The sequence below is a fragment of the Capnocytophaga sp. HP1101 genome, from assembly GCF_054772415.1.
Window position 1 is genome coordinate 1 of sequence record NZ_BPUU01000027.1, and the last position, 15989, is coordinate 15989.

Annotated in this window: 8 protein-coding genes; 3 read left to right on the top strand and 5 right to left on the bottom strand. The window is 40.3% G+C overall.

The features are described 5' to 3' along the window. Window positions 1-80: 80 nt before the first annotated feature. The 4 genes from RCZ04_RS11850 to RCZ04_RS11865 form a co-directional block, all read right to left on the bottom strand. Window positions 81-7877 carry a T9SS type B sorting domain-containing protein gene (locus tag RCZ04_RS11850; RefSeq protein WP_460486245.1) on the bottom strand — a complete coding sequence of 2599 codons (7797 nt, stop codon included), beginning with the start codon at window positions 7875-7877 and terminating at the stop codon, window positions 81-83. Between the two features lie 263 nt (window positions 7878-8140). Next, the gene (locus tag RCZ04_RS11855) at window positions 8141-9175 is read right to left on the bottom strand and encodes a 2Fe-2S iron-sulfur cluster-binding protein (protein ID WP_460486246.1); all 1035 of its coding nucleotides are present in this window, start codon (window positions 9173-9175) and stop codon (window positions 8141-8143) included. Between the two features lie 48 nt (window positions 9176-9223). After that, window positions 9224-10708, bottom strand: a complete 1485-nt coding sequence (locus RCZ04_RS11860) for a S41 family peptidase (RefSeq protein WP_460486247.1) — start codon at window positions 10706-10708, stop codon at window positions 9224-9226. 649 nt (window positions 10709-11357) lie between these two features. Next, window positions 11358-12680, bottom strand: a complete 1323-nt coding sequence (locus tag RCZ04_RS11865) for an exo-beta-N-acetylmuramidase NamZ family protein (protein ID WP_460486261.1) — start codon at window positions 12678-12680, stop codon at window positions 11358-11360. On the opposite strand from RCZ04_RS11865, the gene RCZ04_RS11870 reads away from it, so the two are divergent. The 3 genes from RCZ04_RS11870 (at window position 12664) to ybeY (ending at window position 14539) form a co-directional block, all read left to right on the top strand. Then, window positions 12664-13821 (top strand): ABC transporter permease, encoded by a 1158-nt coding sequence (locus RCZ04_RS11870; protein ID WP_460486248.1) that lies wholly within the window; start codon window positions 12664-12666, stop codon window positions 13819-13821. The genes RCZ04_RS11865 and RCZ04_RS11870 overlap by 17 nt on opposite strands. An 83-nt stretch (window positions 13822-13904) precedes the next feature. Further along, window positions 13905-14114: a YgaP family membrane protein gene (locus tag RCZ04_RS11875; RefSeq protein WP_460486249.1), complete on the top strand. Its 210-nt coding sequence runs from the start codon at window positions 13905-13907 to the stop codon at window positions 14112-14114. Window positions 14115-14119: 5 nt separating this feature from the next. Beyond that, window positions 14120-14539, top strand: coding sequence for an rRNA maturation RNAse YbeY (gene ybeY / locus RCZ04_RS11880; RefSeq protein ID WP_460486250.1), 420 nt, complete (start codon window positions 14120-14122; stop codon window positions 14537-14539). A gap of 20 nt (window positions 14540-14559) precedes the next feature. Here the strand turns inward: ybeY and RCZ04_RS11885 are convergent, their stop codons facing one another. After that, window positions 14560-15984: a lipopolysaccharide biosynthesis protein gene (locus tag RCZ04_RS11885; protein ID WP_460486251.1), complete on the bottom strand. Its 1425-nt coding sequence runs from the start codon at window positions 15982-15984 to the stop codon at window positions 14560-14562. Window positions 15985-15989 lie beyond the last annotated feature (5 nt).

A 15989-nucleotide genomic window follows, 5' to 3' on the forward strand; every position in this document is an offset into this window, starting at 1 on the left:
AAATGCTTTTTTAACCATTTTTCTCTTTATTATCAAAAGTTTTGCCGAGCTCAGAGACTCAGCAAAACTATATTTATCTGTTATTTCTTAATATACAACCAACCTACTTTACTTTGTTTACTATTATTTTGGTCGTAATACTCAATTACATAATAGTAAGTGCCTTCAGGCAATTTTTCAGGAGCTTGTACTGTTACACGTCCGTTAGAGATACCTCTAAAGACACGGGTTGCGTTGTCGTAGCCTTCAGTTTCAAATACTTTCACACCCCAACGGTTGTAAATACGCACCACATTGTTAGGATAGTTCTCTATACCACCAATGTGGAAATAGTCGTTCTTGCCATCACCATCAACTGAGATACCATTATAAGGAACTACGGCATTGATCACCTCTACGGTTATAGTAGCAGTATCACAGTTGCCTTGCGGGTTGCAAAGCTGGTATACGAAATTATCTGTACCTACGAAGTTGGTATGTGGACGATACTCTATACTGCCATCAAGATTCACTACTACGGTACCATTGGCAGGGGAACTTACCACATTAGGAGTAGTTGCACCGTTCAAAGTATCGTTAGCTAAGATGTTAATCACTACTGGAGTATTGAGAGGTGTTGTCGCACGGTCGTCTACTGCAATAGGAGCAACTGTAGGGGTAGGTGTTACAGTCAGTACGGTTACTTGAACTGTAGCAGTAGCGCAAGCGGCTGGTGTTGCTACTGTACAAATCTGATAAGTAATCGTATAAACACCTGCTGGGGTATTGGCAGGGACGGTTACATCGCCTGTTGAAGGGTTGATGCTTGGCACTATGCTACCCGTTGGGATACTTACTTGAGTGATGGTTACATTGGCAGTTGTAGCCGATGTAGTGCCATTCACTGTATCGTTTGTCAATACATTACCTACGATGTGCGTAGCAGTTCCTGATACTGTAAAGGTATCAGGAGTTGCTTCTACTGTTGGCGTAGGAGTTACTGCTGGTACGGTTACTTGTACTGTGCTTGTAGCACAAGTGGTTGGTGTAGCTACTGTACAGATGCGGTAAGTAATCGTGTAAACACCTGCTGGGGTATTCGCTGGTACTGTTACATCGCCTGTAGCAGGGTTGATGCTTGGTACTATACTTCCTGTTGGGGTACTTACTTGGGTTACTGTTACATTCGTTACGGTAGCTGAAGTTGTACCATTATCAAGAATGTCGTTTGTCAATACATTGCCTACGATTTGAGTAGCTGTGCCTGATGCGGTAAAGATGTCAGGATTAGCTTCTACTGTTGGTGTAGGCGTTGCTATGACATTAATGGTAACAGTTGCTGTATCGCAATTGGAGGTAAGATTTCCCATTAGGTCTTTCTCGCATATACTATAAGTAATGGTGTAAGTACCAGGCGTACCTCCTGCAGGAATCATTACATTACCCGTAGCAGGGTTAAGGGTAGGCACTTGACCTATTGCCCCTGTTGCAGGTGTTACAACAGTAATTCCCACATTGCTTGTTGTTGCTTGATTGCCATTGAGCGTATCAGAACCCGATGGTGGATTGTTCAATACATTACCTACGGTCACATTCGTTGTACTTATAGTGCCTGAGAACACATCATCATTCGCGATGATTTCAGGTTGTTTAATCACTGTAAGTGTAGCGGTATCACAAACTACAGGTGTGGCTATTGTACAAATACGATATTCCACATTATAAGTACCTGCAGGGGTAATTGCTGGTACATTCAGCGTACCATCACTATTGACAGTCAAGCCTGATATACCACCATTATGACTAATAGTTAGGCTTACATTAGCCGTAGTTACTGAGGTCAATCCTGTAGGTGAACCATAGATATCATTGCTCAATACTGTGATATTACCCCCTGTTTTAGGCAATACTTTTACGCCATCGGTTACAGCATCAAGGGTTATTACTTTAACTGTAGCCACTGCTGTACTACAATTATTAGGATATGCTTTTTCACAAACCGTATAACTAACGGTGTAAGTACCTGCAGGGGTATTAGGAGATACTGTAATTGTACCATCGGCATTAGGGGTAATGTTTGATGAGTGCGTGCCCCAAGTGAGATTTACTTCCGAAGGATTGATAAGTGTTGTTCCTTTCAAATCATTACTAAATACGGTTTGTGTAGTGGTACCCCCTGCTTGTCCGCTTAGCGTGCCCAAATCATCGTTATTTGCTACGAGTTTAGGCGTTACGATTACTGTAACAGTAGCGGTATCACAATCTACAGTGCTACCTGTAGCACATATTCTGTAAGAAATTTGATACTGACCTACAGGCGTATTGGCAGGCACCTCAACCTCACCATTTGTTTTTACTACAGGCACTATGCCAGCTCCCGCTGATGAGATATTACTAATATCTACGGTAGCAGTAGTAGCGGTTACACCTCCTACGCTGTCATTATCGAGTATGTTACCCGTAACGGTAGCCGTAGTAACAGGCGCAAATACAACATAGCTATTATCTTTAGCTACCACATTACATACGGTAACACTCACAGTTACATCGGCTTTTTCAGATTCACAGCCAGAGGCTTGTACGATACTTACTCTATAAGTTCCTGACTGCAAAGTAGCAGTATCGGAAAGAATAGTACCTCCACTGTACACTTTTACGGAATTAGTAGTCAATGAGTTGATTCGAGATTTCAAATCTAATACCGTAGCAGGCGCACAGAACTGTTGAGGCGTAACAGCAGGCGCATTAGGAGCTGGATTCACTACTACAGTTACGGTTTGCGTAGCCTCACAAGCATTCGTTCTTTTAACTTTCAACAAGTAAGTAATCGTCTGAACGGCTGTGATGTTAGTTCCTGTGTATTCAAAGGTAGGGCTCTTCACATTGGTAGCCGACAAGTGTGCTAAAACACCTGAGGTAGCGGCTTCCCAAGTATAACTTTCGTACTCAGGAGCCTGAGAGCTATATGTAATTTCAGTCTTTCCTATTTCGCAAGCTGTTACGGTAGCTACCAATCCACTGATAGTAGTAGGTGCTTCTGCTTTCACAGCTCTATCATTACACAAACAAGGGTTGAAGGTGTTACGGATAGAGAGATACAAACGGCATAACTGACTTTGGTCGAGCAAGAGCGATTCTGTGCGAGTAGTGGTAGCACCAGGAGCTAAGTTGAGTCCGCTGAGGGTAAAATCTTGTACTTTAGTATCGGTAGCTTCCTCAATAATTCCGTTGTTATTCACGTCGCTATACAAGCTCACACGCAGGTCGCCAAGGTAAGTGAGCGTAGCTGTGGAAGCGTTCTCGACGGCATATTGGATACTTACTCTTTCTTTGCTGTTCTCAGCCACAGAGGTAAGTTGTACATTCTTAATTGTCAAATCAGCTCTTTCTAATGGTATATTCACTTCACCACGACGGGTAGTGGTTTCTACCGTAATAGAAGGGCAAGGATTTGAAGGTCCTGACGGACAAGCTACACCATCTACTCTATCAGTAGTGTAGTACTGTATTTTTTTAGTTTCTCCACATTCTATAATAGGAGTATTTGCTTTTTGTCGTACTTGAATAGTATATTCAAAGTAATCATTGCCTTTCATTCCAGAAGGAATCTTGATACTGAGTTCTGTTTCGTCATCTCCCACTTGTTTAGTAGAAGGGGTAGTAAGTGTAGGAGCATCAAAATAGGTTGCGCTTTTAGCAGTAGGACTAAACGAACCTGTGATGTATTCAAATCCTTTAGGGATACGAATCACTACTAAACCATTAGTTCCTGTTTGGAAGCTACCACTTGCTGAAAGATCTATAATTTCGTGTTTGCCTTTAAACACCGCATACGATGAAGCACAGGCATTGGCATTGCCTCCTTGACTTACAATAGAGTTGTTTACTCTGTATTTATTAGTGTCTACTCCTGCAATACCTGCTATAATCACTTTGGTCTTATCACCTTCGGCAGGGTTACCACATAGGTTATTCCCCTCTACATCTATATCAAAAGAAGATCCTGCGGTAAATTCGCAATCGGGTTGTACGTTAAAACTCAATCGCAAGTTGCGTTTGTTCACATCTGAAGGTTCGGTAATAGAACCAGGCAGACTACCATTAGGCAAGATAGTGGTAATGTCATACGTAATTCGGTTGCCTACTTGTGAAACGCCAATAGCTGGAGTAGATGTTTGTGTATATCGGTTACCACTGTTAAGAGGGTACTCCACTTCCACATCTGAAATAGTAAGACCAGGTTCTTGCACTACTACCAATTTAGTATCGAAAAGGTCGCCCTCATCACCACTATTGATAGTATACTCATACTTCGTTTTCTCACACATTGAAATACTACCTATCTTATCAGGATTGTTCTCACCAGGGTTAGAAGCACTTGGCTGGATCTGTTTCAAGCTTTTAGCAATCTCCACATTGTAAGTAATCTTTTGGTCGTGGCAAGTTTTAGCATATCCTTGAGTAGGATTATCACTACAATTCCAACCTGCGTACACATCAAAAGGTAAGTTAGTCACACTACAATTGGTAATTTGGTATTCCAAACGATAAAGCTTATTAGCGTTTGTAGCGATGATTCCATTGTTGCCTGCTTCACTTAAGAAATACATTTTTTCGCCAGAAATGTTCTGAGCGGTGAAAGTGTGTACCGCATTACCAGCTCCATCAAGCTCTACCAAGCTCACCACATTGATACCTGTTACATCGGGGATTGAAATCCAACCGTAAGGTGCATCAGCTACACTGGTATTCGTAATTCTAAAATCAACGGTTTGCTTTCTCTTATTAGCCTTAACGTTTTGAGGTGTTTGCGTAAGAAGGTTAATTGCAGGTTTTTTGGCATAACGCATTGTCTCCTCATAATTTTCTGTCTGAACAGGAATAGTAGCCTTATCAGCATAATGATAGTAGAAATCCTCAAAATCTATCGTTACTTTTGCCAACTGTTTATCAGCTTTAGCTTGTGTTTCGCTTACATATACTTTTGCATCGCAAGTAGCTTGTAGCCAAGTTTGTACAGTTTCGCCATACACATTTTCTACTGAAACTGTTCCAGGATACAAATAGCCTGCTGTACCTGCTGGCGGATTCACGTATGTATAGGTTTTATAAGTACCGTCATCAGAGTATGTAAAGTTGGATATTGGTATTTGTAAATCATTCCCTATCCATTCTCCTTTTGCTCTGAGGTATGAATAGTTTACAGGGCGTACCATATTATAAGCACTCGGTATGATGATTTTTAAGGTTTTAATACGGCGCGAGGGGCGGTATTCGTCTTGAAAATAAGTGCCAGCAGTATTAAATCTACGTGCTAAATAAGCTTGATTGCTTCCTATATTTCTCACTTCACAGCCCTCTATATTATAAGTATTCGTACCTATAATTTGATAAGTCTCTGCTATATAGAAAGCAGGGGTTTGTTTAGCACCGCAGTACAAGGCATTGGTGTGATAACCTTCTGCTTCCATAGCAGTATCAGCAGGATTATTGAGCATATAGAAGAAAGACTTATCACCTACCTGCACATCATAATTTCTACTGGTTCTTTCGCTTCTATCATTGCTACTGTTAGCATTATTTACCTGATAAGTAACTACTACCTTAAATTTCTCTCCTGCTGCAATTCCTGTAGTAGGTAAAGCAGAGGTAAGATTCCAACGGAAATACTTCCCGTCAGCATTTGTGCCTTGGGTAAGTATGCTTGATGAAGCTTGCAAAGTAACGGTAGCATTGCTGCCTACAGCTATAGCAATACTCTTAGGAATCAACTCGGCGTGTGCTTTCATTTGAGCGTGATAGTACAAGTTATTAGTAAGTACTCCATTTTGTTCTCCTTCCGAAATAATCTCTACATCATCTAAATAGAGCGTACGACTCCGGTCTATCACCGATACATTAGCACGCGTTTGGCGGGTAGTCATAGTGTAGTCAGTCCAGCCATACGAGTTATCGGCGCGCTCTGCTTTAGTGCTAATCATCACCGGCCCATTGCCCACACAAGTGCCTGAACAGATAGTCGCTATGTCAGTAGATGTACAAATCAAAGGCAATTCGCATTCATTACCCGTATTGCCTATTTTATCTAAATAAGAAATTGAATACTGTAAGGTTATATTACCAGAGTTACAAGGCGTGGTAAGTAGCATATCAAAAGTGATATACCCTCTCACTCCATTAGCTCCTGTGTACGAAAGCGTTCCTCCTGCTGGCACATTAGGCAATGTTATAGGAGGTTTTGTAGATTGTCCAAAACCAAGACCTTCGTAAAACCTTACGTTTTGCAACTCAACTCCTGCAGGTAGTATCATTTGATATTTCCAACGTGGAATAGAACTGGTATTATCTTTTCCTTGTGTTCTGTGTGATGCTATAATAGTATGGCTCCCCACAGATAGGTAACCAAAAGTAGGTTCATTCTGTGAGAGAGACGCTGGAATCTTAGAAGTATCGGCAACACCTGAAATCAATCGTCTAAAGGTATATTTGGTGAGCTCGTGTACAGCCGAAGTTCTTTGGGTACCGCAAGCATCTGTATAAGTGAAAGCAGAGTGTGGCGAAACACTAAAAATAGCTCTATCGTTTTGCAAACAAACAATAGGTTGGTTTTGTACCATATCAAAACGCACTTTTAACTTGCCATCGATAGGAAAATCGTCTCTAAATCCATCGCCATCAATATCTTCTAAACCTATATCTTTACCCACTAAAGCCGTGTTTGCCAAAGCTGCTAAATCTTTGAAAGGAATTTGACGGGTTACTACTTCATTGTCATTAGGAGTCATAGAGCTAATAGGAATCTCTGTGCCATCAGTAGCTACAATACGAAAGTTAGCTGGTTTATGATTTTTAAACCCTCTCCAAGCAACATAAGGTGTGATATTCATCTGTAAATCATAAGCTGTGGCATTACCACTCCCTTTATTGATATATTGAGCTGTAAAGGTGCCTAAAGTACTGCCACAAAGTCCATCTTTCCACTCAAAATAGGTGTCGCTGCTATTGGTATCCAATACTATATTAGGGGTACCTGTAGTTACATTGATCGCTCTACCTATATCACGTGCTTCATAGAGTACGGCAGGGCTTTCCCCCCAATAAGCTTCGTACACTATCTGGCGGTTGACTTGGCAACCCGTAACGGTATATCTTTCTGTAATAGTAATCTCATCGTTCAGCTTGAAACCATCAGCAGAGGAACTACTTACTCTGTATAAAGTAGCATTTGTATTTTTACCTACCCCTGTAACAGTACCTACCGCAGTAAGAGGCGTTCCGTTGTAAGTGAGTTCGTTTCCTGTTACACCTGCAGGATATTTCACCGAAAAGTAAATATCTTTTATTGCCCCTCTCCCTGTATTCTTGAGAGTAAATGTTTTTACACTCGTACCCGAAGCATTGTTATGAGCAGACTCTGAAAGCTGTACTACTATATTAGGTACAGGCAAAGTATATACATTAGACTCTTTAGTATCTGTGGTAGCTCCAGCGGTTACCTCTACTTTATCTTTTAGGGTAGTTCCTGTAGCTACTAAAATGGGTAAAGCTCTCTTAGTTACTTTTCTCTTTACTGTAAAAGTAATAGCTCCTGTCCCCGAAATACTAAATGCGGGGCTATTAACAGGTGAAGACGCAACGTGTGATATAGTAGCCGAACCACTTGTCCTTTGAAGTGAATTAGCAATATACTCTATTCCCGTAGGAAAAGTAATTGTTACATTTGCTTGTGACGAAGGCAAAGTAATACTTACGGTAAGTGTCCCTGCTTCAAAATCTCTATTAGCAAAATTCACAGGGTCTTCAGCTATCACTTGCGATAGCATTGTTTGCGCCGTGACTCTACCTAAGGTACACAACAGTAAAGTACAGAGTATCACTCTTAAAAAAACATTTTTCATAGTCTTTAATACGTTTTTTTCTCTATTTTTATATCTTATCAGAATAATTTAGGGACGGCAAAGGTACTATTTTTACACCTTCCTTCCCTTAATTTACATCAGTTTTCATTATAATATTATCAATAGGATTTATAAGTTGTGAAAATTTGAGGTATTTGCTTTGTATTAGTACAATTTTACCCACTTTAATTTGGGTGCAAAATTATATAGTTATTTTACATTTTCCAAACTAAAGTGGGCAATTAACATTCATTAACATTATACTAAAAACGTACCTTTATTTTATCGGTCATCGCATAAGCCTGACAAGTGAGAATATAGCCTTTCGACACCTGTTCTTCACTGAGGACTTCATTTTTCGTCATTTTGGCTTCCCCCTCCTCTACCCTACCGATACAGCTACTACACACACCATTGAGGCAAGAGTAAGGTGCATCGTAGCCACGTAAGAGTGCCGAACTGAGAAGGTTTTGGTTACGCGCACTCTCAAAAGTGTGCGTCTCGCCGTTAAGTTCAAGAGTAATCTGGGTATTGCCTTGCAAGGTGCTGTAATCTACCTCAGCAGGGGAAGCTTCAAAAAGCTCTGTAAAAATACGGTCTTTATCAATACCGCGTAACAAGAGCATTTCTCGGAGGTTTTTCACCAATTCCGTAGGTCCACAAACGTAGTAACGCCCCCAGTTAAAGCCTTTGTATTTAGTAAACAACTCATTCACTATCTGGTCACTAATACGCCCCGTATAGTGGTCGCCCCAAGGTTGCCGACTAAAAACATAGTGCACCAAAAAGCGGTCGGGATACTCTGTGCGAAGGGCTTCTATCTCATCAAAAAACAATGTTTCCTCTTTCGACTTGTTACCATAAACAAATACTACCTTAATGTTCGTTTTTGCCAAAGCTGTTTTGGCAATGCTCATCATAGGAGTAACCCCACTACCCGCCGAGAAAAGCATAATATCGCGGTTTCCAAAGATATCGTAGAAGAATACGAACGACCCCATAGGGGGCATCACCTCCAATACATCACCCGCTTTAAGTTGGGTAGTCGCGTAGGTAGAGAACACACCATTAGGCACACGTTTTACAGCTACACTCAGTTCGCCCTCATTCACCCCCGAGCAAATAGAATAAGCCCTGCGCACCTTTTCTCCGCCAATCGTGTGCTGAAGAGTAAGGTATTCGCCTGCTTCAAAGTGAAATACTTTCTTCAATAGCTCAGGCACCTCAAAGGTAATCATCACCGATGAAGTAGTAAGTTGCGTAATGTTGGATACCGTTAGTTCGTAAAACTTGTTCACCCTTTTATCTATTATTCTTTTTGTCTCTTACTTCCTAACTCTTAACTCTTACCTATTCAAGTACATTTCGTTTAAGCCAAAATACCCAGAGGTAGAAGTCCCAATCTTCTCAAAGTAAAAAGCCTCTTTAGTAGCTGCTCGCGAAGCTCTACCGCTCACATTCCCTGTAATCTCTTGCAAAGTGCGAGCTAAAAGAGGCTCAGTTTCGTCCCCTAAGGCTCCTAAATCATTTACAACCTCACTGATATAAACATCAGGCTCTAATCCTTTCACATAGTCTCCTACTCCCTTAGCGTTTTCTATCTTCATCACCAAAGGTTGCATCGCCCATTTGTGTTTAGGGTTTTTCACTTGGTTTTGTCTATCGGTATAGTCGTAAACAGTCACCGAACCTTGATTTTTACCCGTCGTGGTTTCGCCCACCTGCACTACATCAATGTAGGCTTTAAGACCATTGATAACCAATTCACTGGCTGAAGCTGTATCTTTCGAAGTTATTATATACAGTTTGTTAAGTCGCAAACTGTTGATAGCTACCTGCCGACTGCCTTTTACCATATTAGACGTAAAATACTCTCTTTCATTCCCTCTAAAAGGTTGCAACTTGCTATTCCATTTTTCTACCGCAAACACCTGACCGTTAAACTGACCTGTAATCATCGATGCTAAGTAAGTAGCCGAATCAACACTACCTCCTCCATTGTAGCGCAAATCGAGAATAAGGTCAGTAACTCCCTCTGCTTTAAACTCCGCAAAAGCATCGTTCAATGCCTCATCAAAATCCGATACAAAAGCATTGTACATCAAGTAAGCTATTTTTTTACCTCCCTTGTTGAATACTTTATGAATCAATACAGGGTTTTCGGGCGTTTGGTTTTGATTTAAGGTATAGGTTTTCCCTGTAAGAGTAGCTTTGCCATTCACAATTCTATAGGTTGAAAACGAAATGACAGCTGTGTTTTGTAATAGTTGTAGATAATTAGAACGGTTAAGTGTTTGCCCATTAATAGTGGTTATCAAATCCCCTCGTTGCAAACCTTGCTGTTCTGCCTCCGATTTAGGCACTACATAACGCACTACAGCATAAACTTTAGTTTTTGCTTGGTCTACAAAACCAAAAGCATAGTTTATACCCACACTCGCGGTAATTCCCTTAAATTGGTTTTCGAGATCAGTGTAATCATCAGTGATATAACTAAAGCGATCTATCTCACCATATCTATTGAGTAACCCATTATAGAAAAGATCTTCAGGATCACTAAAACTTCTCAAGAATTGAGTATAAGCCTTATTAGTTCCCGCTTTCGTATCTGCCAATTTTCCAAAGCGGTTATTTTGCAAATTAGGCACATCAGCTTGCCACAAATAATACGTGTTAAGTCCCTTCCAAATAAAATCGCGTACGCGTAAATTAACATCGTCACCCGCGTAGTCTGAGCCTCCAAGATTAACTTGATTGCCATTGGTATCAGGTTCTTTAGCGCAAGATAACACACTGATAGCTATAAATATAGAAATAAATAAGTGTTTCATATTGAAAATAATTTTCCACAAAAGTAATACTTTTTTTATATTTGCACAAATTTTGTACCAGATAAGAGGCAAAACTAAAAACCGATAAGAGAAATATGAAAGACAAAATTTTCTGTTTTACAACGTAAAAAGTAGCTCTTTTTTGCAATTACAACAGAAAATTCTTTTGGCTTTTGTTCGTTCATCGTTCATCTGCCCGTGTGGCTCGTACCGTCATTCATTCATCTGCCCGTGCGGCTCGCACCGTTCTTTGTTCGTTCTTTGTTCGTTCTTTGTTCGTTCTTTGTTCGTTCTTTGTTCGTTCTTTGTTCGTCTTTTGTTCGTCTTTTGTTCGTCTTTTGTTTATCTGCCTGTGCGGCTCGCACCGTCTTTTGTTCGTCTTTGCATCGCTACACTCCCCCTTTGAAGGGGGGGTGGGGGATGTTTTCTTCGTCTTTTCTTCGTCTTTTCTTCGTCATTCGTTCGTCTTTTCTTCGTCATTCGTTCGCCTTACCTTCGTTCAAACTTTATCATTTGCCTGTGTGGCTCACACCTGCTCGTGTGGCTCGCACCTATCACCATTCAACTTTCTTTCAAATCTCAATTTACCTTCTACTTTCAAAAAATCGTATTAGTAGTATTATTGGCATTTTTAGTATTTTAGCATTAATTACGGATACAATAAATATTTCTTCCTTACCTCCTTAAACTTTTCAATATCCTTTTGCCACGATTGGCGTATTTCGTCTTCGCTCTTCCCTTCAGTGATTTGCTTCTTTAGTATATCATTACCAGCAATCTTATTGAACGATGAGGTGAAGAAAGGTGTCTTCACGCCTTTGCCTTGTTCAAAGGCTTTTTTTAGCCAAGTAAGATTTAGTTTATCTAAGCGTGGTGTCTTTGTTAAGTCTTCTCCATAACATAATTCACCATTGAACTTAGGATTCTTATCACCTTCGTTAGGACGAGGTGTAAAGCTAAATGTTGTCTTTTCAAAATAAGGAGAGCCGTAAATTTGGAACTGCTTATCAGTACCGCGCCCCATACTCACATTTGTCCCTTCAAAAAAACACAAACTGGGGTACAAGTTCACCGATATATCATTAGGTAAATTAGGAGACGGCTTTACAGGCAAACTATAAGGCGTTTGGTGAGTATAATAAGCTAACGGAATTACTTTCAGGTCAGCAGTGACACCTGATTGCAACCATTTCTCACCGTTAATCATCTGAGCGTATTCTCCTATAGTCATTCCGTAAACTATAGGTACAGGGTGCATCCCTATAAAGCTCTTGAAAGCAGGCTGCAACACCGCTCCATCAATATAATGAGCGTTAGGGTTGGGGCGGTCAAGTACAATTACAGGAATACGTTGTTCAGCACAAGCTTCCATCACGTAATGCAATGTAGAGATATAAGTGTAGAAACGCACCCCTACATCTTGCAAATCAAAGAGCACGAGGTCTACCCCTTTGAGTTGCTCAGCAGTAGGCTTTTTATTTTTACCATAAAGCGATACGATAGACAAGCCCGTTTTGGTATCTTTGCCGTCTTTCACCACTTCACCCGCATCAGCTTCCCCTCTGAATCCGTGCTCAGGAGCAAAAACCTTGCTGATAGATACTTTCTTCTTTAATAACGTATCCACCAAATGCACATAAATCCCCTTTTCGGTCTTCACAATTCCCGTTTGGTTCGTGACGATAGCTATATTTTTATCACGCAAATCCTTGATGTAAAGATACATTCGGTTAGCACCCTCCACTACTTCTTTTACTTGTTTATCAGTATTTTGCACAGAAGTATTGGGTTGTGACTGTCCATTATTTTTGCACGAAATAAGCGTACATAAGAAAAAAAGTGTAACTTTGGCACTTCTAAAAGACATTATTGTTTTGAATGTTGAATATTTCATAGCGAAAAGAGTTATTTTCTCGAAAGGGGACAAAGGTACAATTTCTTCCCCAATTATCAAAATGGCAATAGCTGCCATTGCTGTAGGTATGGTGATGATGCTCATTGCCATTGCTACAGGTATTGGCTTACAGCAAAAGATTAGGGAAAAGTTAGTGGTCTTTCACGGACATATTCAGATTTTTGATTACAGCAATAATATATCAGAAGTTAGCACCAAACCTATTAAGTTAGAGCAAGATTTTTATCCTACTTTTTCAGCAGTACCCGAAGTTACCCATATTCAAGCAGTGGCTACTAAAGGGGGCATTATCCGTACTGAGAATACGTATGAATCCATTCTTACTAAAGGCGTAGGTAAAGACTACAATTGGTCGCTCATTCGTGATTTCATTACCGAAGGACGTACCCCCAATGTTTCAAGTGAAGAAGTAACCGATGAGATACTGATGTCTACCTATTTAGCCAACCGATTGCACTTAAAATTAGGCGACCGCTGTCAAGCTATCTTCTTAAAAGATGAGACTGCTCAAGCACCTAACCAGCGTAATTTTAAGATTGTAGGACTTTACAACAGTGGCTTTCAAGAGTTCGATGCATCATACATCTTTACTGATATTCGTCATATCCAGAAAATTAATAAGTGGAAAGCCGATGAGATAGGTAATTTTGAGCTCTTCATCAAAGATTTCGACCATATAGAAGCTGTAGGCAAACAAGTGTACGGTAAAATAGGCACTTTCTTAGACTCACAAACAATTATTCAGAAGTTTCCTTTTATCTTTGAGTGGCTCGGTATGTTCGATTTCAATATCTATTTGATTATCGGGATAATGATTGTGGTAGGAGGCTTTAATATGATTACAGCTATCCTTGTACTCATCTTAGAGAAAACCCCAATGATAGGCACTCTCAAGAGTTTAGGGACATCAGACCGCAGTATTCGCAAGATATTTTTGTATAATGCTACCTATATTATAGGCTTAGGATTGCTATGGGGCAATGCATTGGGCTTTTTGTTGCTCTGGTTGCAACAACGCTACAGTATTATCAAGTTAGCCCCAGCTACCTATTACGTGAGTGAAGTCCCTATCGCTTTCACCCCGCTATGGATAGTATTACTCAATATAGGAGTATTGCTACTGTGCTTGCTGATGTTACTCATTCCTACCTACGTGATTACTAAAATATCACCTACTAAATCAATGAAGTTTGCTTAAATAATTAAAACTATATATTAAAAAAGCCTTTGCTTTATTCAAAATAAAGAACTATATTTGCCACAAATTTAAAACAAAGCTATATGAAAAGAAATATAAGCACTTTAGATAAAAATATCCGCTTGCTCATTATCGTAATTACAGCTATATTGGGATATTTTAATGAGTTTTCTATTACCGTAGCGTCAGTGCTTTCGGGGGTTTCTATATTGTTGTTGGTTACTATCCTTATCAATTTTTCACCTATCTATGCACTGTTAGGGATTAGTACCTATAAACCTCAAAAACAATAACAAAAATGACTTCTTTTTTTAATGAAACTCCCTTCGTTTTTCCTTATAATAAGAACGCGGTAAAACGTTGGGTAAAACAAGTAGCCCTATCTGAAGGTAAAGAGGCGGGGGCTATCAACTATATTTTTTGCGATGATGAGTACCTGCACAAAATCAATGTGGAATACCTCCAACACGATACACTTACCGATATCATCACTTTTGACTATACCGAGGGAAAGGTGCTCAACTCGGATATCTACATTTCGGTGGAACGGGTGAAGGAGAATGCCGAAATCTTTCAAGTACCATTCCCTAAAGAGCTCTTACGGGTATTAGCTCACGGCTTGTTACACCTCTGTGGCTATAAGGATAAAACCCCTGAAGATAGTGCACTTATGCGAAGCAAAGAAGAAGAAATGATGCAACTTTTCGAGAAAATGTAGTGCTAAGAAAAGAAAATTCCTTAATTTCCTACATTCTTTTTAACAAGAGATTTGACTTTTATAGCGAAGCTCCCTAAAAATGCGTAAATGAGCAAAAACAGCAACCCTACATAGAGGTTGTTGCCAAAAGCGTAAAAGTTAAGAAATGAGAACAACACACTCATCCCAAGGAAGATTTTTATCTTCCTTTTTTTGTAGGGTATAGGGTAGTATTTCTGTCCGTAGTAGAACGAAATACTCATCATTGCAGCATAAGTGATAAGGGTAGCCAAAGCTGCCCCTTTATAGCTGAGCCAAGGAATAAGCGCGAAGTTGAAGATGACAGTAATGGCCATTCCCACTAAGGAGACAATCGCTCCAAAACTGGTGCGGTCGGTTACTTTGTACCACACTGAAAGGCTGTGATAAATACCCAAACAGAGGTTGGCCAACAGAATAATAGGCACAATCCACAGGGCGTCCCAATAGGCTTTATTAGGTATCAAGATGAGTTTGAATACATCTGTGAATACCGTGATAAACAGCAGTATAAAGCCCCCACACACGATGAAGTACTCGGTAATGCGTGCGTAGGTTTTAGGAGCATTCTTATCTTGCGCACTGCTAAAGAAGAAAGGTTCTATCCCGAGTTTGTAGGCAGTAACAAAGAGGTTCATAAATACCCCCATCTTGTAACAAGCCGAGTAAATACCTATGGTGGCATCGGCGGTGTCTGGGGGGAGGAGCATACGCAAGAATACGCGGTCAAAACCTTCGTTCACCGCAAAAGCAATCCCCGCCAAAAGTACGGGAAAGGCGTAGAACATCATCTGTTTCCAGAGTTGATAATCAAAGCGGAAGCGTATTTTCAGGTAAATAGGCAACAGTACAATAAAGGTCGCCAAACTGGCAATTACATTAGCTAAGAAGATGTAGTACACCCCACCATTTTCAGTGATACTTTCAGCGGATAAGTAGTTGAGATAATAGATATTAAGCGCTAAATTCAAGGCGGTATTCCCTATCTTTACCATCGCATAGATTTTGGCTTTGCCTTTGTTTCTGAGCCACGCAAAGGGAATGACCACCAAGGCATCCAGCACCAAAATGTAAATCGCAAAGACGATATACTGCACATCGTAATTCAGCCACGTGGCAATAGGCTGTCGCAAGAGATAGGCGATAAGTAGAAAAGCCAACGAGCTCACTGTAAGGGAAGTAAGTGCCGTAGATTGTACTTTTTTCTTCTGTTCGCCCTTGTTCATAAAGCGGAAAAAGGCGGTTTCCATACCGTACGATAGCAGTACATTCCCCAAAATCAAATAGACAAACACTCCTGAATAGATCCCAAAATCTGCCGTATCGAGTTTGTTCACGTACAACCTTGTGAGCAAAAGGGTAAGCACACGAGGGAGCACGGTAGCAATGCCGTAAATAATGGTATCTTTAAAGAGTTTTCTCAACATAAGGC